A 21671-nucleotide genomic window follows, 5' to 3' on the forward strand; every position below is an offset into this window, starting at 1 on the left:
GCGGAGCCGTTGACGGCGCCGCCAACGGGCACGCGGGCCGGCGTTGGCCTGCGGCATGCTCTTCAGGAACGGCACCCCGAACGACACCGAGCGCATCGCCTCGCTGCACACCGCCAGTTGGCGCTCCGCGTACGCCTCGCTCATGCCGGCCCGCCACCTCGACGGCTCCCCTTGCCCGAGGAACACCTGGCCAAGTGGCGGGCCCGCATGGCCGAACACCCCGGTCGGGATACCTACTCGGAGGTGCTGAGCGGCAACTCCCAGGGCGATCGCCTTCTACGAACGCGAGGGTGGCGTGCCCACCGCCGAGCGGCCGCTGACCGTGGCCCCGGGCATCGAGCTCGACGAGATCGAGTACACGTGGCCCGCGACCACGGTCAGCCGTCCGGCGGTCTCCTGACGCTCGGGGCAGCGGGCTCTCTACGGCGCCGGGTGCACCACCATCGCCGAACCGCCCCCGCGCCGTACGGCCTCCGCCGCGGCCAGCCACTTGCCGTTCGGCAGGCGTTGGACACCGGTGGCCGCGCCGATCTCGGCACTCACCGTGAAGGTGTGCCCGATCGACTCCAGCCGAGCCCGCGACGCGCTGTCGTACAGGCCCGGTTCGAGGTTCGTCGCCGTCGTGTTGCGCTGGCTGGCGCGCGGCGCGGCGATCGCGTCGGCGAGCGGCAGGCCGCGGTCGAGGAAGCCGGTCAGCGTCTGCAGAACTGTTGTGATGATGGTCGAGCCACCCGGCGAACCGAGCGCCACCACCGGCCTGTTGTGCTGGTCGAGGACGATCGTCGGCGACATCGACGAGCGCGGGCGCTTGCCCGGCCCCGGCAGGTTCGGGTCGTGGACGGCCGGGTTGGCCGGGGTGAAGGAGAAGTCCGTCAGCTCGTTGTTGAGGAGGAAGCCACGGCCCGGGACGGTGATGCCGCTGCCGCCGGTCTGCTCGATGGTGAGCGTGTACGACACGACGTTGCCCCACTTGTCGGCCACCGTGAGGTGGGTCGTGCTGTCGCCCTCGTACGTCGTCGGCGCCGCCGTACCGCCCGCCGCGCACGCCGCCGGGTTGCGCGGGTCACCCGGCGCCACGGGGCTCGTCAGCACCGCGTCGTCCTTGATCAGGCACGCGCGCGAGTCGGCGTACTTCTGGGAGAGGAGTTCCTTCGTCGGTACGTCCTCGAAGGCCGGGTCGCCGAGCCAGCGGCCCCGGTCCGCGAACGCGATCCGGCTCGCCTCGATGTAGCGGTGCAGGTACCGGACGTCGCTCGCCTTCGAAAGGTCGGTCCGCTCAAGGATGTTGAGCGCCTCGCCGACCGTGGTGCCACCCGAGGAGGAGGGCGCCATCGAGTAGACGTCGACACCGCGGTACGACGCCTTCGACGGCGCCTGGAGCTTGGTCCGGTACGCCGCCAGGTCCTTCAGCGACAGCTCGCCCGGCCGGGCGTGGTAGCCCGACCCCGGGTCCACCGGGGGCTCGTTGACCGTGTCGACGATGTCCCGGGCCAGCGCGCCGCGGTACAGGGCGCCGGTGCCCTTGCGGCCCAGCTCCTGGTAGGTGCGGGCGAGATCGGGGTTCTTGAAGGTCGAGCCGACCACCGGCAGCTCACCGCCCGGCAGGAAGAGGTCCACCGTGTCCGGGAAGTGGCGGAACCGGGTCTCGTTGGACGCGGTCTGCGCGCGGAAGGTCTCGTCCACGGTGAAACCGTCGCGGGCGAGCCGCACGGCGGGCTTCAGCAGGGTGCGAAGGGATTTGCTGCCCCAACTCCGCAGTGCCGTCCGCCAGGTGGCGGGCGTGCCGGGGGTGCCGACGCCCAGTCCGCTGGTGACGGCCTCGGCGAAGGGGATCGCCCGGCCGTTCTCGACGAAGAGGTTCTCGTCGGCGGTCAGAGGTGCCGTTTCGCGGCCGTCGACGGTGTGCACGGCACGGGACCTGGCATCGTAGTAGACGAAGTAGCCACCTCCGCCGATGCCCGCCGAGTACGGCTCGGTGACGCCGAGCGCGGCGGCCGTGGCGACCGCGGCGTCGACCGCGTTGCCGCCCTTCCTCAGGACCTCGATGCCGGCGGCGGAGGCGTCCGGGTCGACACTGGAGACGGCCCCGCCGTAGCCGACGGCCACCGGGCTCTTCTCGACCGGGCTTCCGGGAGCGCCGGGTGGCGCCGCCGCCCCGACCGAGACCACGGCGGCCGACACCGCCAGGACCGCCAGTTTCCGCGCGACAGGACGACGACGCATCCATACCTCCTCAACGACCGTCCGCGCAGACTAACTTGGTTGGTGTGGTCGCGTCAGGGGCGTCCCCGGACAGTGATCCGTACAGCGATTCGGCCAGCGATTCAGCTAGGGATTCGGACAGTGTTCGATGCCGACCGCTACCATGCGCGCCCATGAATGACGACGTGCGCAACATCGTCCTCGGTGTGACAGCGATGGTCCTGTCCGTCTCCATCGGCTGGATCGCCCGGACCTATCTGTGGAAGCGGAAACTCCGCCGCAAGCAGTCCTTCTTCGGGTTGCCCGACAACTCCGAGTCGCTGCTCGTGGTCAACCGCGAGGCGGGAGGCCCTGATCTGACGGTGACGCGTCACGACGTGTCCGCACTGCTCGAACTCTCCGCCCTCATCAAGGACTGCGGCGCCCACGCGCAGATCGTCGCGCACGACGCGACCCAGCAGGGCTTCGGGGAACGCACGGAGTTCTGCGTCGGGCATCCGGCCCCGAATCGCCGCATGGCGGCCCATCTGACCTCCTTGCTGCCCGGCGTACACGTGAACACCGACCCCGAGCCCGGCCCGGACCGGGGCGCCTTCCTGATCGGCAAGGAGCGGTACCGGCTGGAGCCGGGCCGCAGCGAGTACGTCCTCCTCGCCCGCCTCACCGCGGACCAGGGCCACCGGGCCCGCCCGGTCTTCCTCTTCTGCGGCCAGCGCGCGATCACGACTCAGGCCGCGACCCGTTACCTCGCCCGCAACCACGGACGGCTGGCCCGCAAGCACCGCAACAGCACCTTCGCCCTGCTGCTCAAGGTCGTGAACTCGCAGGCGTACGGCCCCGATGTCGTCGAACTCGTCGCGGACGTCACCCGCGCCGCCCAGACACCCCTGCCGGCCCCGACGCCGCCCGACTCGCACCGGGCGACCCCCTGAACCGTCGCCCGCGGACCGCACCGGAACACACGGAATCCGCACGTCAAGAGCCCGGAACGCACACTTCTGGAGCCCTGACGCTCACGAAATGAACACTTCAGCAATCGTTACCCGCACGTAACTTACCGGCGGGTTACTCGCGGTAAGAGGCTGCGGTTACCGTCGGGTCACTTTGCATTGACACGAGTGAGGAGTGCCCCGTGGGACACGGTCGTAACACCCTGCGCACGACCGCCGTCGGTGCCGTCTCCGCAACGCTGATCGCCGGGACGATCGTCGGCCTGGCCCCGGCCGCCCAGGCCGCCGCCCCGGCCGTACGTTTCGTCGACATCACCGGCGACGGCGGTACGGTCCTCAAGGCCAACGTCGTCACGCCCGCGGGGGCCGACGGCACGCGCCGCCACCCGCTGCTCGTGCTCCCCACGAGCTGGGGCCTGCCGCAGATCGAGTATCTGGCCCAGGCGCAGCGGCTGGCGAACTCCGGCTATGTGGTGGTCAGCTACAACGTGCGCGGCTTCTGGCAGTCCGGCGGCCACATAGAGGTCGCGGGCCCGCCCGACGTCGCCGACGCGTCCAGGGTGATCGACTGGGCGCTCGCGAACACCCCGGCCGATGCGGAGAAGGTCGGCATGGCGGGGCTCTCGTACGGCGCCGGGATCAGCCTGCTCGCCGCGGCGCACGACCGGCGCGTCAAGGCGGTCGCCGCGCTGAGCGGCTGGGCGGACCTGATCGACTCGATCTACTCCGGCCGCACCCAGCATGTACAGGCGGCCGGTCTGCTGGACTTCGCCGGCAGCCTCACCGGCCGCCAGAGCCCCGAAGTCCGGCAGGTGTTCAAGGACTTCTTCGCCTCAAATCTGGCCAAGGAGCCGGAGCTGATCGCCTGGGGGAAGAAACGTTCCCCCGCGACCTACGTCGACCGTATGAACGCGAACGGCACGGCGGTCATGCTGGCCAACGCCTGGGGCGACACGGTCTTCCCGCCCAACCAGTACGCCGACTTCTACGAGAAGCTGACCGGCCCGAAGCGGCTTCAGCTGCGCCCCGGAGACCACGCCACCACCGAGCTGACCGGGCTGCTCGGTCTGCCCAGCGACGTGTGGGCCGACACCGCGCGCTGGTTCGACCACTACCTCAAGGGCGAGGACAACGGCGTCGACCGCGAGCTGCCGGTCCGGCTCAAGTCCCGTTCCGCGGGCGGCTACGAGGGCTACCCGGACTGGAAGTCGGTCGCCGCCACCCGGAAGAAGATTTCCCTCGGCGGGACCACCACGATCCGCGCCAACGTGAACTCGGGCGCGGACGGCGGAGTCGTCCTCCTGTCCGGCGTCCTCGACCAGGTGGCCCGGCTGCCTCCCATGGCGTCGATCCCGCTGCTCCCGCGCCGCTACGCCGCCGCATGGCGGTCGGAGCGGTACTCCACCGCCCAACGGGTGCGCGGCACGGCGACGTTGCACACCACGGTCACGAGCACCGAGGAGAGCGGCACCCTCATCGCATACCTGTACGACGTGGGGCCGCTCGGCCTCGGCAAGCTGGTCAGCAACGCGCCGTACACCTTCCACGGGCAGGCGCCCGACAAGCCGTTCGGCGTGGACCTGGAGCTGTTCTCCACGGCCTACGACGTCCCGGCAGGGCATCGCCTCGCCCTGGTCGTCGACACGGTCGACCCGCTCTACACCGAGCACAACCCGTCCGGCGCGCAGCTGACCTTCTCCTCGCCGCCGCACGACCCGTCCTATGTGTCGGTGCCGCTGCGCGAGCAGTGATCTCCGGCTGCCGCCGGGCGGGCCTGGCCCTGTGAGCTGCCACTCTCCCCCTAAGGTCGCGGGGCGGTGGGGGGAGGTCCCCCACCCGGCAGCAGCGTCCCTGGTTCGGCCGGGGCGACACCCACGGCCTCCGCCTCCCTCACCACGGGGATGAACGGCACATCGTAGTCGAGGTCCCCGCGGCCCATGTGCGGCCGGTCCGGCCTGCCGTGGCCGGTCCCGCGTACCCCGGCCGGGCGCACACGTGTCCTGCGCGGCGTCAACTCGGCTCCCCGGCTCAGTGCCTGAGGATCTTCGAGAGGAAGTCCCTGGCGCGGGCGCTGCGCGGGTCGGTGAAGAACTCCTCGGGGGTGCGGTCCTCGATGATGCGGCCGCCGTCCATGAAGACGACGCGGTTGGCGGCCGAGCGGGCGAAGCCCATCTCGTGGGTGACGACCACCATGGTCATGCCGTCGCTCGCCAACTGCTGCATGACGTCGAGGACTTCGGTGATCATCTCCGGGTCGAGGGCCGAGGTCGGCTCGTCGAACAGCAGCGCCTTGGGGTTCATGGCGAGGGCCCGGGCGATGGCGACGCGCTGTTGCTGGCCGCCGGAGAGCTGTGCGGGGTACTTGGGCGCCTGATCGGCGAGGCCGACGCGGTCGAGGAGTTCACGGGAGCGCCGGTCCGCCTCGTCCTTCTTCCGCTTGCGCACCTTGATCTGGCCGAGCGAGACGTTCTGCAGCACGGTCTTGTGCGCGAAGAGGTTGAAGGACTGGAAGACCATGCCGACCTCGGCGCGGAGCTGTGCCAGTTCCTTGCCCTCGTCGGGCAGCAGCCGGCCGTCGAGCTTGATCGTCCCCGTTGCGATCGGTTCCAGCCGGTTGATCGTCCGGCACAGGGTCGACTTCCCCGATCCGGACGGGCCGATGACCACGACCACCTCCCCCCTGCTGACGGTGAGGTCGATGTCCTGGAGGACATGCAGCTCGCCGAAGTACTTGTTCACGCCCTGCATTTCGATCAGCGGATCGCCAGCCATGCCCTGCCCGCCCTACTCGCTCTCAGCCGTCTCGCGGTTGCCGCAAACTATCCAGGCCGGTACCACCTTAAGGCGCGACACGCATTTTCGGACATTAGCCACATTTAAGTCAATGGGCTGGGCGCGCCGGTCGTCACCGCTTACCCCTCCGCCACCTCGGCATACCTCTGCGAAAGTTCCGGCACACCGCTCGCGGCCCACTCGTGACCGGAGGTGACCACGTCGATCTCACGGCCGGAGGCCAGCCGCACCACGGGCTGACCGCTGGGCCAGATGTCCCAGCGGGCGCCCTGGAGCGTGCGCACGATGACCGTGCCGAGGTAGAGCCCAGCGTCGTTCCCCAGCCAGGCCATCGTCTCCTCGTCGTCGCGCCAGCGCGGCACAAGCTGGTCGAGCGCCTCCAGGGAGACGGCGGAGTCGTCGAGTTCGACGCCCGCCCGCTGCGCCTGCGCGCGCAGCAGCTCGCACTCGGAGAGCAGTTCGGCGAGCCCCGAGTGGTCCTCGTCGCCGTCGGAGAACACCGCGACGCCGAAGTCGGGGCCGCGCTTCTTGCGCCAGTTACCGAGGAAGGGGATGTTCATGGGCCCAGCGTGTCATTCGCACTGGCTTCGCACCACAGGTTACGCGGCGGCCGTCTGGCGGCGGTGCGCCCGGGATGGGCGTGGGATCGGGGGCACGGGGCGGTTGCAGCCGGGCGGGAAGTGCCGCGCCCGGGGCTGGGGCGGCGGGCGGCAGGCCGCAGGCCGCAGGCCGCAGGCCGCAGGCCGCAGGCCGCAGGCGGATTGTGCGGTAGCCGTAGGGGACGCCCGGGGTCGGTCGTGGCCGTGCCGCCCGCCTCGGCGCCGCCCGCCTCGGCGCCGCCCGTGCGCGACCGGACCGAGGAGCGCCCCGCCTACACGCCCAGGTCCACCACCACCGGCGCGTGGTCCGACGCGCCCTTGCCCTTGCGCTCCTCCCGGTCCACGTAAGCGTCCTTGACCGCCTTGGAGAACGCCTCGTTGCCGTACACCAGGTCGATTCGCATGCCGCGGTTCTTGGGGAAGCAGAGCTGGCGGTAGTCCCAGTACGTGAAGGGGTGGTCGTACTTGAGCGGGCGCGGGACCACGTCCGTCAGGCCCGTCTCGCGGAGGGTGGCGAGGGCGGCGCGCTCGGCGGGGGTGACGTGGGTGAGGCCCTCGAAGGCGGCGACGTCGTACACGTCGTCGTCCGTCGGGGCCACGTTGTAGTCGCCCATGACGGCGAAGGGGCGGCTGCCCGCCGCGTCGCCCGCGACGGCGGCCTTGAGTGCCTCGAACCACTGGAGCTTGTACGCGTAGTGGGGGTGGTCGACCTCGCGGCCGTTCGGCACGTACACCGACCAGACGCGGACGGGGCCGCAGGTCGCGGAGAGGGCTCGGGGTTCCTGGTCGCCGTCGAAGCCCGGGTCGCCGGGCAGGCCCTTGACCACGTCGTCCAGGCCCACGCGGGAGATCACCGCCACGCCGTTCCACCGGCCGGTCGCGTGGACCGCCGCCTCGTAGCCCAGCTCGCGGAGCTGGTCGAACGGGAAGCTGGCCTCGGCGACCTTGGCCTCCTGGAGGCACAGCACATCCGTGCCGCTGCTCTCCAGCCAGGCCAGGAGCCTCGGGAGGCGGGCGGTGATCGAGTTCACGTTCCAGGTCGCGATGCGCATGACTCACAACCTACCCGGAGGGTCTGACAACGGTCCCCGGTGGTGCCGTGCCTCAGAGCTCCGCCGACGCCCCCGACGTGAGCCGCAGGTGTTCGGCGCCGCCCAGGGCCCCGATCTGGTTGTCGTAGATCGGGCGGGCGAGGTCGGTGAGCAGGGCGTCGTGGATGTCGTACGCGCGCTGCGGCTTGACCTCGCGGACGTAGTCGATGACCTCGGCGATCTTGCTCCAGGGGGCCATGACGGGCAGGAGCAGCGTCTCGACGGGGTGGCCGGGCACGGTGAGGGCGTCGCCGGGGTGGAACACAGAGCCGTCGACGAGGTAGCCGACGTTGGTGATGCGCGGGATGTCCGGGTGGATGACGGCGTGGAGTTCGCCGTGGACCTGGACGTCGAAGCCCGCGGCGGTGAACGTGTCGCCGTGGCCGACGATGTGGACGCGGCCCGGGAAGGCGGCGGAGATCTTCTCGGCGACGGACCTGAGGGTCCAGATCTCGGCGGCCGGGTTGGCCTCCAGACAGGCCCGCAGCCGCTCCTCGTTGAAGTGGTCGGGGTGCTCGTGCGTGACCAGGACGGCGTCGGCGCCGACCGCGGCGTCCTCCTCGCTGAAACCGCCCGGGTCGATGACGAGCGTGCGTCCTTCCTTCTCCAGACGGACGCAGGAGTGCGACTTCTTCGTGAGCTTCATGGCTCCATCCTGCCCCCGGCCACGGGAACCGGCGCACTCCGGGGCCCGTCCGCGGACCCGTCACTCCTGGGGCGTGGTCTCCTCGCGGATGACCTGCTGTGCCACCTTGAACGCGCTGTTCGCGGCCGGGACACCGCAGTAGACGGCGGCCTGGAGGAGGACTTCCTTGATCTCGTCGGGGGTGAGGCCGTTTCGGAGGGCCGCGCGGGTGTGGAAGGCGAGCTCGTCCAGGTGCCCGCCCGCGACCAGCGCGGTCAGCGTGACACAGCTGCGGGAACGGCGGTCGAGGCCGGGCCGGTCCCAGATCTCGCCCCACGCGTAGCGGGTGATGAACTCCTGGAAGTCACCGGAGAACGCGTCGGCCGAGGCCAGTGCCCGGTCCACATGCGCGTCGCCGAGCACCTCCCGCCGGACCTTGATCCCGGCGTCGTACGGGTCCGGTCTGCTCGCGGGCTCGGGTTCGGCGACGGCCGGGGCGATCTCGGCGAGAGGCCCGGTCTGCGGGGGTGCGGCGAGGACCGGCTTGGGCTGGGCCGCCGTGATGACCGCCATCTGTCCGGTGGTCGAGTCGAACGCGGGCTGCCAGGCGGTCGAGAAGTGCCGCACGAGGAGGTCGGTGACCGCGGCGGGCTGTTCGACCGGGACGAGGTGGGAGGCGCCGGGGACGACCGCGAGACGGGCGTCGGGGATGCCGGCGACCAGGGTGCGGGCCTCGGCGGGCCCGGTGACCTGGTCGTCGGAGCCGACGAGGACGAGCGTCGGTACGCCGATGCGGCCCAGCTCCGCGCGCATGTCGAACGTGGCGAGCGCCTCGCAGGCCGCGATGTAGCAGCCGGGGTCGGTGGTGCGCACCATCTGCACGGCCCACTCGGTGATCGCGGGCTGCGCGGCCGCGAACCCGCTGGTGAACCACCGCTCCGGGGACGATCGGGCGATGGGGTCGAGCCCGTTCGTCCGTACGATCACTCCGCGCTGCCGGAACTCGTCGGCCGAGCCGAAGCGGGGCGAGGCGGCGATCAGGGTGAGCGAGGCGACGCGCTCCGGTTGGCGCAGCGCGAGTTCGGCTCCGATGGCGCCGCCGAGCGCGCAGCCCGCGTAGCCGAAGCGCTGGACGCCGAGGGCGTCGAGCGTGGTGAGCAGCCGCGCGGCCAGCTCGGTGACCGAACCGGCGGGGTGCGCGGGCGCGCCGCCGTGGCCCGGCAGGTCGAAGCGGAAGATCCGCCACTGCTTCGACAGCTCGGGGACCTGGCGATCCCACATGTGCCACGTCGTGCCGAGCGAGGGGCCGAGGATGAGGACCGGGGCGTCTTCCGGGCCGTCGAAGCGGTACTGGAGGGCAGGGGTCGTCGTCTCACTCACCGCTCCACGCTAACGTCCGTTCCTGTACGGTCCGGCCACGGGTACCCGGTCTCCCCAGCGGGCTCCCGAACATCAGCGGCGGACTCTCACACCGCCTTCACGGTTCTCAGGGGTCGTCAGGGGGCGCGGAAGTCCTCAGGGGTCGTCCGTCGCTCCCAGGCCCGTCAGCGCGCCGACCGGGTCCAGGTCGGGGGTGCCTCTGGGCCACCAGTCCTCGCGGCCCGGCTCGGACTCGTACGCGTACCACAGGCCGTCGCGGCCCAGGCGGAGTTGGACATGGCCCTGGGGGTGGGTGAGGTGGTTGCCCCAGGGGCGGAAGGCGGGCAGGTCCGCGGCGAGGAGCAGCGGGCGGGCCCGGTCGAAGCGGCCCGCCGGCGGGTCCCAGGGTTCTTCGAGGACGGCGAGCCCTTCGAGTCCGCCCTGGCGCCAGGCGGCGACCGCGCGGGCCAGGTCGGCCGGGGTGCGGCCGGTGGCGGTGGCGAGCGAGGAGTAGAGGGCGCGGGTCCCCGCGGTGAGGCCGGAGCCGGGGCGGGCGGCGGCGAGCCGTACCGCGTCCTGCCAGAGCGTCAGCTCCGCGACGGGGTCACGTCCGGCGGTGAGCAGGGCGTGCGCGCGGGCTGCCGCGTCGGTGGCGAGCTGGTCCAGCGCGAACGGGTCAGGGCCGCCCGGGGCGCCCGGGTACACCGGGGGTTGTTCGGGGTGCGGGGGCGGCGGCAGTGGTGCCGGGAGGGGCGGGAGCGTGCGCGGGGCGAGCGCGTCACGGGCGTGTACGCCGGCCGGGGGCGCCGGTTCCCGTTCCTGGGCGGCGCGGGCCGCGCGGGTGGCGCTCAGCCGGGACAGCGCGTCGAGCAGCTCGCGCTCGCCCCGGCCGCGCAGCAGGAGCAGGACGAAGGGGTCCTCGTCCAGCAGGCGTGCGGTCTGATAGCAGAGCGCGGCCGCATGCTTGCAGGGGTGGCCGAAGTCGGGGCAGCTGCACTGCGGTTCGAGGTCGCCGGCGCCGGGGAGCAGCTGTACCCCGCACTCGGCGAGCGACTGGGGCATCTCCTTGTCCAGCAACGCGGCGATGTGCCCCGGCCGTTCGGCCGCCGCGTCCAGGAAGCGGTCCCAGTCGGCGTCCGGGAGCGTCCGCAACCGTACCTGCGCGCGATACGGCCGCGGGCGGCTCCCGTGTACGTACGCCAGCACGAGCCCGGGTGTCACGGTGATCGCGTCCACGTGCCCCTGGCTCGCGTACGTCCGCCCCCGCGCCAGCCGCGCCGCGTCCAACGCGCCCTCTTCCAGCGCCGTCACCCACGCGTTGCCCCACCAGGTCTCCGCGAAGCCGCCGCCCGTCGCCGAGGGGCGGGGCGGGAAGGCGGGGAAGGTGCGGCGGAGTTCGCCGTCGCGGTTGGGAGCGGCCATGGAGCGGGGGACGTGTGGGGTCACGGGTACGTCTTCCGACTCGCCTCCGGTGGCTGCGGGTCGGTGCTCGGGGTGCGGGGGGTCCTTGGGCGGCGTCGCGTCGTCGGTGGGCAGCTCGAAGGCGCCTGAGAGGAGTTCGCGTACGTCCCGGGTCCGGTCCTCTCGCGCTCCTTGCCCACGGCTCCGGGCGCGCGCCCTCGCCGGGGTGGTGGCCCGACGTTCGGGCTCGGCTTCCTTGGCGTCAGCGCCCGTTCGTGCTCGCGCGGCGCGCAGGGCCTCACGCGCGATGTCGCCGGGGCGCGCACCACTCGGGGGCTCATCGGCTGAGGGGGTCTCCGGCGCGGCGGGAAGGGGCTCCGTATCCGGGTCCTCGGGTGCGGACGCCTTGGCTCCCATCGCTCGTCGCAACGCCTCCCGCGCCACGTCACCGGGCCGTTCCCCCTGGACCGGGGCCCTCCCACCCTGCGCGGAGGACGACTCCGGTCGATCGGACGGCGCCTCCCGCGCGGCACGCAACGCCCGGCGGGCCCGCTCGGCGGGACTCAGCTCCTCCCTTCCCCCGCTCACACCGGCCTCCGCAAGGACACCAGGTCCGACAGGTCGCGATCCGTCAGCTCCGTGAGGGCGGCCTCGCCCGAGCCGAGGATCGCGTCGGCGAGGGCGCGCTTGGACTCCAGCATCTCGGCGATGCGGTCCTCGACGGTGCCCTCGGTGATGAGGCGGTGGACCTGGACGGGCTGGGTCTGGCCGATGCGGTAGGCGCGGTCGGTGGCCTGTTCCTCGACGGCCGGGTTCCACCAGCGGTCGAAGTGGACGACATGGCCGGCGCGGGTGAGGTTGAGGCCCGTGCCCGCCGCCTTGAGGGAGAGGACCAGAACCGGGGTCGCGCCGGCCTGGAAGCGGTCCACCATCAGCTCGCGGTCCTTGACCGGGGTGCCGCCGTGGAGGAGCTCCACAGGGATCGCGCGGGCGGCCAGGTGTGCCGTGATGAGGCGGGCCATGCCCACGTACTGCGTGAACACCAGCGCCGAGCCGTCCTCCGACAGCAACGTGTCCAGCAGCTCGTCCAGCAGGGCGAGTTTGCCGGAGCGTACGGCCAGGCGGTCTCCCGTGGGGGCCTCCTCCTTCAGGTACAGCGCCGGGTGGTCGCAGATCTGCTTGAGCGCGCCGAGGAGCTTGAGGACCAGGCCCCGGCGGGCGATCCCCTCCGCCGTCTCGATGGCCAGCAGCGACTCGCGCACCACCGCCTCGTACAGCGCGGCCTGTTCGCGGGTCAGCGGGACGGGGTGGTCGGTCTCCGTCTTGGGCGGGAGTTCGGGGACGATGCCCGGGTCGGACTTCTTGCGGCGCAGGAGGAAGGGGCGCACCAGGCGGGCCAGCCGGGCCACCGCCTCCCCGTTCTCGGCGTTCTCGCCGTTCTCCACGGCGCGCGCGTGCCGGGCCCGGAAGGACTTGAGCGGGCCCAGCAGTCCGGGTGTCGTCCAGTCGAGCAGCGCCCAGAGTTCGGAGAGGTTGTTCTCGACGGGTGTGCCCGTCAGGGCGACCCGTGCCGGGGTGGGGATCGTCCGCAGGGCCTTGGCCGTCGCCGAGTACGGGTTCTTGACGTGCTGGGCCTCGTCCGCGACGACCATGCCCCACCGCTGCTCGGCCAGCCGTGGCGCCGCCGACCGCATCGTCCCGTACGTGGTGAGGACGAAACCGGCGTCCAGGTCCTCCAGGGTGCGGTCCGGCCCGTGGTAGCGGCGGACCGGGACGCCGGGCGCGAACCGGGTGATCTCCCGCTGCCAGTTGCCCAGCAGGGAGGCCGGGCAGACGACGAGCGTGGGTTCCGTGCGCGCCCGGCGCAGGTGCAGGGCGATCACCGTGACCGTCTTGCCGAGCCCCATGTCGTCGGCGAGGCAGCCGCCGAGGCCGAGGGAGGTCATGAGGTCCAGCCAGGCCAGTCCCCGGAGTTGGTAGTCGCGGAGGACGGCTCGCAGCCCCTCGGGCGGGTCGGCGGGCCGTACCCCCGCCGTCAGCCGGTCCCGCAGCGTCGCCAGCGCACCCACCGGCACCGCCTCCACGGTCTCCCCGTCGACCTCGGCGCTGCCGGTGAGGGCTACGGAGAGCGCGTCCACCGGGTCGAGCAGGCCCAGTTCGCGCTTGCGGGCCTTGCGGACGAGGGCCGGGTCGACCAGCACCCACTGGTCCCTCAGCCGGACGACCGGGCGGTGGGCCTCGGCGAGCGCGTCCATCTCGGACTCGGTGAGGGGGTCGCCGCCGAGCGCCAGCTGCCAACGGAACTGCAGGAGTTCCTCGCCCTCGAAGAAGCCCGTGCCGTCGGTCGCCGAGCCGGGCGCCGGGCGCACCACGGCCGCCGCGCTGAGGTCCTGGGCCAGGTCCCGGGGCCAGTGCACGGCGACCCCGGCCGCGCCGAGCCGGGTGGCCGCGACGCCGAGCAGGTCGGAGAGCTCCTCCTCGGAGAGGGCGAGGACATCGGGCACGTCCTGTTCCGAGAGGCGGTCCAGGGGCGGCCAGACGCGCGCCGCGCGGCGGACGGCCAAGGCGGCGTCCACGCGCGCGCGTGGCCCGAACGCCGCGTCCGCGGTGCCCGCCCACAACGCCCCCGCGTCGGCGACGAGCGTGGGATCGGCGAGGCTGTGCACCTGGACGACGGCCGCGCCGGCCCGCCGCGCACCCTCGCCGTCGTCAAAGAGGTCGTACGCGGAGAGGTCGAGGCGCAGGGAGACGCGTACGCCCGCGTCCATGCCCGCGGCGACCTCGGCCGCCCAGTCGTGCGCCCCGGGCAGCCGCTGCGGGCCGGTGGCCGCGAAGGGCTTCCCTGAGGCGTACGGCGCGGCCGGGGTGCGGGGCAGCGTGTCGGCGACCGCGTCCAGGAAGGACCGCATCAGCGCCTCCGGCTCGGGCAGCCGGAGCGGGCCCTTGCCGGGCAGCGGGACCGCGTGGCCCTCGTACGGGAGCGCCGCGGCCACGGCCCTCAGGTGGGCGATGTCGTCCTGGTCCAGGGGTCCCGCCCGCCAGGCGTCGTGTCCCTCGGCCGTCAGTCCGGGCAGCAGCCGCCCGCGCGCGACCAGCCGCAGCGCGTGCAGCGCGGCGGCGCCCCAGCAGGCCGTGGCGGGATGCGCCGCGGGATCACGGCGGGCGCCGGCCAGCAACGGCAGGGCCTCCCCGACCGGCAGCGACACAGCGGGAACGGTGCCTCTGCGGACGCCGGAGCCGTGCGGTCGTACGACCGTGATCTCCGAGCCGCCGGGCGACGGCAGTGCCCCGCCCGCCGGATCCCAGAACGCCACCCGTCCCTCGCGCGGCAGCGGCGCGGGCAGGAAGACGGCGGCCAGCCGTACGGAAACGGCCCCCGCGTTCGCCCCGTCACCCATACGTCCGGTCACCTCCCACCCTCGTGTCGTGCCAGTCGTTTCAGACGCGTCAGACGTCTGTGCCAGACATCCGTGTCAGACGTCTTCGACTGTACGGGCGGGGTCTGACAATCGGCCCCGACGGCAACGCCGGGGCCGGACGTCAGGGATTCGTCCGCGAGACCACGTACACCATGGGGTGCTCGGAGTTCGACCAGTTCACGACGATGTCCTGGCTCGGCGCCGGGCTCTTCTGCTTGTGCTCCAGGCCGGACCACGGGCCGGGGCCGGTGAAGTCCCAGTCGACGATCCGCTGGTGGTGGGCGCTGATGGTGATGTCGCCGTCCTTGAGGTCGTCCCGGGTGACGCCGACGTTGGCGAGGAACGTGTCCAGGCCCTCGTCGTTGGTGAGGAACTGCGCGTACAGGCGGCTGGTCTTCCAGTTGTTCGTCTCGTAGTAGGCGACGTCGGCCGAGCCCCCGGGGATCGGCACCTGGTAGATGCGGCGCTGGACGCGGGCGGGCCAGGCGTAGGTCAGGCCCCTCGCCGCGTACTTCGCCTGCTTGTCCTCGCCGCTGTCGCGGCTCTGGTTGGCGGAGATCACCAGATAGCCGGCGGGTACGCCGATGAGCAGCACGATGATCAGCAGGGTCAGCGCGCGGCGGCGGATCATGCGGGCCCTGTCCTCGGGCGGGCGCGGCGGCTCGTCGGCCGCTGGGCTCTGGCGCGACAGCGAGGCGGTCATACGGACCCCTGACCGGCGCGGCGGGCCTCCGCGTACCGCTCATAGCGCTCGTACCGTTCGACGCGGCGCCGTTTGGCCCGGCGGAAGCGGCGGGCGACCAGGCGGGCGAGGTCGGCGGCGCCCACCATGCCGGCCTCGGGGCCCAGCTGGGCGCGGGCGATGCGGGCCTCGGGGCGGTAGCCGCGGCCGGTGAGGTGGCGCTTGAAGGCGTCCCGGGCCGGGCCGATGAGCAGGTCGTCGGCGGCCGAGACACCGCCGCCGATGACGAAGCAGGACGGGTCGAGGGCGGCGGCGAGGTTGGCGATGCCGACGCCGAGCCACTGGCCGATGTCCTGGAGCAGCTCGATGCACATCGCGTCGCCGTCGCGGGCCAGCTCGGTGATCATCGGGCCGGTGATGTCGGAGATGTTGCCCTTGACGTGCTCGATGATCCCGTACGCCACCGGGGAGTCCGCGGCGGCGAGTTCGCGGGCCTCGCGGACGAGGGCGTTCCCGGAGCTGTACTGCTCCCAGCAGCCGCGGTTGCCGCAGGGGCAGCGGTGGCCGCCGGGCACGACCTGCATATGGCCGAACTCGCCCGCGACACCGTACTTGCCGCGCTTGACCTGGCCGTCCTCCAGGATCGCGCCGCCGATGCCGGTGCCCAGCGTGATCATGACGAGGTGGTCCTCGCCGCGTCCGGCGCCGAAGCGCCACTCGGCCCAGGCGGCGGCGTTGGCGTCGTTGTCGACCAGCACGGGCACGGCGAGGCGTCCCGCGAGGCGGTCGCGCAGCGGCTCGTTGCGCCAGGAGAGGTGGGGGGCGAACAGGACGCGGCTGCGGTCCGCGTCGACCCAGCCGGCCGCGCCGATGCCGACCGCGTGTACGTCGTGCCGGTCGGAGAGGTCCAGGACCAGCTCGACGATGGTGTCCTCGACGACCTTGGGGCTCTTGGACTTTTCGGGCGTCTCCGTGCGGAGCTTCTCCAGGATGTTGCCGTCGGCGTCGACGACGCCGGCCATCACCTTCGTACCGCCGATGTCGATGCCGACCGTGGGGACGCGGGGCGCCGTCAGATGGGAACGGCGCTCCCGGGTGCCCACGGTCCGCAGGATGGTGGGCCGCCCCGATCCGATGGGGGCGCCGCCCGCCGCTCGAGCGGAGCCGAGAGCTCGGGGGAGCGCGAGGTCGCGGTAGGTGCTCATCGGGCCGATTCTGCCTCACGCGCGGGTGGCCCCGCATGGCGGCGCCCCCGAGGGCCCGCCTTCACCCACGCCTTCATCGATGTAGTACTGACATAGGACATAGACATAGAAATGGACATAGATCTGACATACGAGAAGCCGGTACGACTCAGGGCCGCACCAGCAGCTGGAACTCGAAGGCGTACCGCGAGGCGCGGTAGATGTGGCTGCCGTACTCGACGGCGCGGCCGGTGTCGTCGTACGCCGTGCGCTGCATGGTGAGCAGGGCGGTGCACTCAGGTTCTTGGAGTCGCTCGGCCTCCTCCGGCGTGGCGTTGCGGGCGCCGATGGACTGGCGGGCGCTGTGCAGGGTGATGCCGACGGTGCGGAGCATGCGGTAGAGGCCGGTGACCTCCAGCCGGGCGGTGTCGATGTCCAGCAGGCCCTCGGGGATGTAGTTGCACAGGGCCGCGACGGGTTCGCCGTGGGCGAGGCGCAGCCGGTCGACGCGGTGCACCCCGCTGCCCTCGGCGATGCCCAGGGCGGCGGCGACCTCGGCGGAGGCCGGTTCGACCTCGTTGTGCAGCACCCGGGTCGCGGGGTTCTGGCCGGCGGCCTCCAGGTCGTCGTAGAGGCTGCTGAGTTCGAGCGGGCGCTTGACCTGGCTGTGGACCACCTGCGTGCCCACGCCGCGGCGGCGGACCAGCAGGCCCTTGTCGACCAGTGACTGGATGGCCTGGCGGACCGTGGGGCGGGACAGGCCGAGGCGTCCCGCGAGCTCGATCTCGTTGCCCAGCAGGCTGCCGGGGGCCAGCACGCCGTGCTCGATCGCGGACTCCAGCTGCTGCGCGAACTGGTAGTACAGCGGGACGGGGCTGCTGCGATCGAGGGTGAAGTCGAGGCCAGTGGGTACGGAGGTCGTCACGGTTCGAGAGTAACCAGTGGTTCGGTTGGCAGGAACCCTTGTCATCACATTGTCCTGACAATCGGTCTTGGCGGTGGCCGCCGCGGGAGGGCATGAGCGCTCCCCTTGGCGGCCACCGCCGGCAGCCGGGAGTGGCTCAGGAGTTGCTGGGGAAGCCGAGGTTGATGCCACTGTCGGCCGGGTCCGGCCAGCGGGTGGTGATCACCTTGCCCTGGGTGTAGAAGGCGATGCCGTCGTTGCCGTAGACGTGCAGGTCGCCGAAGAGGGAGTCCTTCCAGCCACCGAAGGAGTGGTAGCCGACGGGCACCGGGATCGGCACGTTCACGCCGACCATGCCCGCCTGGACCTCCAGCTGGAAGCGGCGGGCCGCGCCGCCGTCGCGGGTGAAGATCGCGGTGCCGTTGCCCCAGCGGGAGCTGTTGATCAGCTTGATGGCTTCCTCGTACGTGTCGGCGCGCACCACGCACAGGACAGGGCCGAAGATCTCGTCCTTGTACGCGTCCGCCGTCACCGGAACCCTGTCGAGCAGCGAGACACCGAGGAAGAAGCCGTCAGCGCATTCGGGGTGGTCGTCCACCGTGTAGCCGGTGCCGTCGACCACGACCTCGGCGCCCTGGGCGGCCGCACCGGAGACGTACGACGCCACCTTGTCGCGGTGCTCGCGCGTGATCAGCGGGCCCATCTCGGAGGCCGGGTCGTCGCCGGGGCCGATGCGCAGGCCCTTGGCGCGCTCGGCGATCTTGCCGACCAGCTCGTCGCCGGTCTCGCCGACCGCGACGACGACGGACACGGCCATGCAGCGCTCGCCCGCCGAGCCGTACGCGGCGTTGATGGCCTGGTCGGCGGCGAAGTCGAGGTCGGCGTCGGGGAGGACGAGCATGTGGTTCTTGGCGCCGCCGAGGGCCTGTACGCGCTTGTCGTGCTCGACGGCCTTCAGCTGGATGTACTTGGCGATCGGGGTGGAGCCGACGAAGGAGACCGCGGCGATGTCCGGGTGCTCCAGGAGGCGGTCCACGGCCACCTTGTCACCCTGCACGATGTTGAACACGCCGTCCGGCAGCCCGGCCTCGGACAGCAGCTCGGCCAGGCGGTACGAGGCCGACGGGTCCTTCTCGCTCGGCTTGAGCACGAAGGTGTTGCCGCAGGCGATGGCCAGCGGGAACATCCACATCGGCACCATGGCCGGGAAGTTGAACGGCGTGATGCCCGCGACGACGCCGAGCGGCTGGCGGATCGAGGCGACGTCGACCCGGGTCGAGACCTGCGTCGACAGCTCGCCCTTGAGCTGCACGCTGATCCCGCAGGCCAGCTCCACGATCTCCAGGCCGCGCGCGACCTCACCGAGCGCGTCCGAGTGGACCTTGCCGTGTTCGGCGCTGATCAGCGCGGCGATCTCGTCACGGTGGGCGTCGAGCAGCTCACGGAACTTGAACAGCACGGCCGTGCGCTTGGCCAGCGAGGCGCTGCCCCAGCTCTCGAAGGCGGCCTTGGCGTCGGCGACCGCGGCGTCGACCTCGTCGACGGTGGCGAAGCCGACCTGCTTCTCCTGGGCGCCGGTGGCCGGGTTGTAGACGGGGCCGAAGCGCCCGGAGGCGGACTCGACGGGCTTGCCGCCGATCCAGTGGGTGATGGTCTTCATGGTGCGGGGGGCCTTCCTGAACGGGGAGCGGGGAGCGGGGCGTCAGAGGAGGTGGCGTCGGCGGTCGGCGACGTTGCGGTCGTACCTCTCGCGGGCCTCGACGGCGGCCGCGCGGGAGGCGGTCTCGGCGACCGGCACGTCCCACCAGGCCTCGGCCGGGGGTGCGGTGGGCGTCGGGTCGGTCTCGACGTACACGCAGGTCGGCCGGTCGGAGGCGCGCGCTTCGGCGAGGGCGTCGCGCAGTTCCCGTACGGTCTTGGCGCGCAGGACGTCCATGCCGAGGCTGGCGGCGTTGGCGGCGAGGTCGACCGGGAGCGGGGCTCCGGTGAAGGTGCCGTCGGCAGCGCGGTAGCGGTAGGCGGTGCCGAAGCGCTCGCCGCCGGTCTCCTCGGAGAGGCCGCCGATGGAGGCGTAGCCGTGGTTCTGGATGAGGACCAGGTTGACGGGCAGGCCCTCCTGGACGGCGGTGACGATCTCCGTCGGCATCATCAGATACGTGCCGTCGCCGACCAGCGACCAGACCGGCGTGCCGGGGGCGGCCTGCTGGACGCCGATGCCGGCGGGGATCTCGTAGCCCATGCAGGAGTAGCCGTACTCCAGGTGGTACTGGCGCGGAGAGCGGGCGCGCCACAGCTTGTGCAGGTCGCCGGGGAGCGAGCCGGCCGCGTTGATGACCACGTCGTCGTCGCCGACCACGGAGTCCAGGGCACCGAGGACCTGGGTCTGGGTGGGGACGGCGGAGTCGTCGCCCCGGTAGGCGGCCTCGACGACCGCCTCCCAGCGCTCCTTGCCCGCGCGGTACTCGGCCTCGTACGCCGCGTCCACGCGATGGCCTGACAGCCCCTCTGCGAGCGCCTCCAGGCCCGCCCTCGCATCCGCCACCAGCGTGCGCGCGGCGAGCTTGTGGGCGTCGAAGGCGGCGATGTTGAGGTTGACGAAGCGGACGCCGGGGGCCTGGAACAGCGTGTTGGAGGCGGTGGTGAAGTCGGTGTACCGGGTGCCGACGCCGATGATCAGGTCGGCGGTGCGGGCGATGTCGTCGCAGACGGCTGTGCCGGTGTGGCCGATGCCGCCGAGGTCGGCGGGGTGGCCGTGGCGCAGGGAGCCCTTGCCCGCCTGGGTGGAGGCGACCGGGATGCCGGTGGCGTCGGCCAGGGCCTTCAGCGCGTCCTCGGCCTCGCTGTGGTGGACGCCGCCGCCCGCGACGATCAGGGGGCGCTCGGCGGCGCGGATCGCCCGGACGGCCTCGGCCAGCTCGACCGGGTCGGGCACGGGACGCCGTACCCGCCAGACGCGCTCGGCGAAGAACTCCTCCGGCCAGTCGAAGCCTTCCGCCTGCACGTCCTGCGGCATGGCGAGCGTGACGGCGCCGGTCTCGGCCGGGTCGGTGAGCACGCGCATCGCTTGAAGGGCCGACGGGATCAGCATCTCCGGGCGGGTGATCCGGTCGAAGTACCTCGACACGGGGCGCAGGGTGTCGTTGACGGAGACGTCGGCCTCGGTCGGGTGCTCCAGCTGCTGGAGCAGCGGGTCGGCCGGGCGGGTCGCGAAGTAGTCGCCGGGGAGGAGGAGCACGGGCAGGCGGTTGACGGTGGCCAGGGCGGCGCCGGTGACCAGGTTGGTGGCGCCGGGGCCGATGGACGTGGTGACCGCCTGCGCGGAGAGCCGGTTGAGCTGGCGGGCGTAGCCGACCGCCGCGTGCACCATGGACTGCTCGTTGCGGCCCTGGTGGAACGGCATGGTGTCCTCGCCGGCCTCCAGCAGAGCCTGGCCGATGCCCGCCACATTGCCGTGGCCGAAGATGCCCCAGGTGCCGGCGATCAGCCGGTGGCGCACGCCGTCGCGCTCGCTGAACTGCGCGGACAGGAACCGCACCAGTGCCTGCGCGACGGTCAGGCGGCGGGTGGTGGTGCTCATCGGGACCTCTCGGGTGCGGTGTAGAGGGGCAGGCGGGGGTCGACCGGCTGCTCGGGCCAGGTGTCGCGGATCCAGCCGTGGTCGGGGTGGTCGCAGATCAGCCAGGCGCGGTCGGGGTCGGGACCCGCCATGACGTTGAGGTAGTACATGTGGTGGCCCGGCGTGGCCATGGACGGGCCGTGCCAGCCGTCGGGGATGAGGACGACGTCGCCGTCGCGCACCTCGGCCAGGACGTCGGTGCCCGCGCCGTGGCCGGAGGGCGAGACCCGCTGGTAGCCGAGGCCGGGGGTGCCCTCGTGGGCGGCGAACTCGAAGTAGTAGATCTCCTCCAGCTCGGACTCCTCGCCGGGCCGGTGCTCGTCGTGCTTGTGCGGCGGGAAGGAGGACCAGTTGCCGCCCGGGGTGATCACCTCGACGGCGATCAGCTTGTCGCACTCGAAGACCCCTGCCGCGCCGAAGTTGTTGACCTGGCGGGAGCAGGTGCCGGTGCCGCGCAGCTCGACCGGGACGGAGGAGGCGGGGCCATAGCGGGCGGGCAGCCGGCGGTTGCAGCGGGCGCCGGTGAGCGCGTAGCGTCCGCCGGCCCGCGTCGCGATCGAGACCTGGGCGTCCCGGGGCACGTACGCGAAGTCGGTGACGCCGCTGAAGACGCTCTCGCGGCCGGCCAGCCGGAACGTGTCGCCGCCGACGGCCACGGTGCAGGAGCCCGCCAGCGGCAGCACGATCCACTCGCTGTCGCCGGTGTCGAAGGTGTGCCGGCCGCCGGGCGGCAGTTCGAGTACGCGGAGGCTGGAGTAGCCCCAGCCGGCCGACTCGGGAGTGACGTTCACGGCGTAGGCGTCGCCGGTGGCCTTGCCCGCGGGCAGGTGGTGCGAGGTGGTCATG

The 21671-nt window shown here is 72.4% G+C and carries 16 protein-coding genes; 2 read left to right on the forward strand and 14 right to left on the reverse strand.

Annotated features, from left to right (window positions below; all coding sequences use genetic code 11):
* Window positions 1-420: 420 nt before the first annotated feature.
* The gene (ggt, locus tag ACWD3C_RS26930) at window positions 421-2223 is read right to left on the reverse strand and encodes a gamma-glutamyltransferase (RefSeq protein ID WP_451148210.1); all 1803 of its coding nucleotides are present in this window, start codon (window positions 2221-2223) and stop codon (window positions 421-423) included.
* 152 nt (window positions 2224-2375) lie between these two features.
* Here ggt and ACWD3C_RS26935 point away from each other — a divergent pair, with 152 nt between their 5' ends.
* Both ACWD3C_RS26935 and ACWD3C_RS26940 read left to right on the forward strand, forming a co-directional pair.
* Window positions 2376-3134 (forward strand): hypothetical protein, encoded by a 759-nt coding sequence (locus ACWD3C_RS26935; protein ID WP_451148212.1) that lies wholly within the window; start codon window positions 2376-2378, stop codon window positions 3132-3134.
* A gap of 200 nt (window positions 3135-3334) precedes the next feature.
* Window positions 3335-4903: an alpha/beta fold hydrolase gene (locus ACWD3C_RS26940; RefSeq protein WP_451148214.1), complete on the forward strand. Its 1569-nt coding sequence runs from the start codon at window positions 3335-3337 to the stop codon at window positions 4901-4903.
* Between the two features lie 277 nt (window positions 4904-5180).
* Here ACWD3C_RS26940 and ACWD3C_RS26945 read toward each other — a convergent pair whose 3' ends face one another.
* The 13 genes from ACWD3C_RS26945 to iolB all read right to left on the reverse strand — a co-directional run bounded on the left by ACWD3C_RS26945 (window position 5181) and on the right by iolB (window position 21670).
* Window positions 5181-5924, reverse strand: coding sequence for an amino acid ABC transporter ATP-binding protein (locus tag ACWD3C_RS26945; protein WP_451148216.1), 744 nt, complete (start codon window positions 5922-5924; stop codon window positions 5181-5183).
* 140 nt (window positions 5925-6064) lie between these two features.
* Window positions 6065-6505, reverse strand: a complete 441-nt coding sequence (locus tag ACWD3C_RS26950; protein ID WP_451148218.1) for a DUF6278 family protein — start codon at window positions 6503-6505, stop codon at window positions 6065-6067.
* A 311-nt stretch (window positions 6506-6816) separates the two neighbouring features.
* A complete protein-coding gene (locus ACWD3C_RS26955; RefSeq protein WP_451148220.1) occupies window positions 6817-7596 on the reverse strand; it encodes an exodeoxyribonuclease III in 780 nt (259 codons plus the stop codon).
* 52 nt (window positions 7597-7648) lie between these two features.
* The gene (locus tag ACWD3C_RS26960; protein WP_451148222.1) at window positions 7649-8281 is read right to left on the reverse strand and encodes an MBL fold metallo-hydrolase; all 633 of its coding nucleotides are present in this window, start codon (window positions 8279-8281) and stop codon (window positions 7649-7651) included.
* A gap of 60 nt (window positions 8282-8341) precedes the next feature.
* Window positions 8342-9640 carry a bifunctional 3-oxoadipate enol-lactonase/4-carboxymuconolactone decarboxylase PcaDC gene (gene pcaDC, locus ACWD3C_RS26965; RefSeq protein WP_451148224.1) on the reverse strand — a complete coding sequence of 433 codons (1299 nt, stop codon included), beginning with the start codon at window positions 9638-9640 and terminating at the stop codon, window positions 8342-8344.
* Between the two features lie 135 nt (window positions 9641-9775).
* Window positions 9776-11608 carry an SWIM zinc finger family protein gene (locus tag ACWD3C_RS26970; RefSeq protein ID WP_451148225.1) on the reverse strand — a complete coding sequence of 611 codons (1833 nt, stop codon included), beginning with the start codon at window positions 11606-11608 and terminating at the stop codon, window positions 9776-9778.
* Window positions 11605-14418: an SNF2-related protein gene (locus ACWD3C_RS26975; protein ID WP_451148227.1), complete on the reverse strand. Its 2814-nt coding sequence runs from the start codon at window positions 14416-14418 to the stop codon at window positions 11605-11607. The genes ACWD3C_RS26970 and ACWD3C_RS26975 overlap by 4 nt, the downstream gene beginning before the upstream one ends.
* Before the next feature lie 142 nt (window positions 14419-14560).
* Entirely contained in the window at window positions 14561-15142 is a 582-nt protein-coding gene (locus ACWD3C_RS26980) for a sugar kinase (protein ID WP_451148229.1), read from the reverse strand.
* Window positions 15139-16326 carry an ROK family glucokinase gene (locus ACWD3C_RS26985; RefSeq protein ID WP_451148231.1) on the reverse strand — a complete coding sequence of 396 codons (1188 nt, stop codon included), beginning with the start codon at window positions 16324-16326 and terminating at the stop codon, window positions 15139-15141. Before ACWD3C_RS26985 ends, ACWD3C_RS26980 begins: the two co-directional genes overlap by 4 nt.
* Window positions 16327-16474: 148 nt before the next feature.
* Window positions 16475-17275: a GntR family transcriptional regulator gene (locus tag ACWD3C_RS26990; protein WP_451148233.1), complete on the reverse strand. Its 801-nt coding sequence runs from the start codon at window positions 17273-17275 to the stop codon at window positions 16475-16477.
* A 91-nt stretch (window positions 17276-17366) separates the two neighbouring features.
* Window positions 17367-18869 carry a CoA-acylating methylmalonate-semialdehyde dehydrogenase gene (locus tag ACWD3C_RS26995; protein WP_451148235.1) on the reverse strand — a complete coding sequence of 501 codons (1503 nt, stop codon included), beginning with the start codon at window positions 18867-18869 and terminating at the stop codon, window positions 17367-17369.
* A gap of 42 nt (window positions 18870-18911) precedes the next feature.
* Complete coding sequence (gene iolD / locus ACWD3C_RS27000; RefSeq protein WP_451148237.1) at window positions 18912-20786, reverse strand: 3D-(3,5/4)-trihydroxycyclohexane-1,2-dione acylhydrolase (decyclizing); 1875 nt, start codon at window positions 20784-20786, stop codon at window positions 18912-18914.
* Window positions 20783-21670: a 5-deoxy-glucuronate isomerase gene (gene iolB, locus ACWD3C_RS27005; protein WP_451148239.1), complete on the reverse strand. Its 888-nt coding sequence runs from the start codon at window positions 21668-21670 to the stop codon at window positions 20783-20785. The genes iolD and iolB overlap by 4 nt, the downstream gene beginning before the upstream one ends.
* Window position 21671: the final 1 nt, after the last annotated feature.

The organism is Streptomyces sp. NPDC002845, from assembly GCF_053591955.1.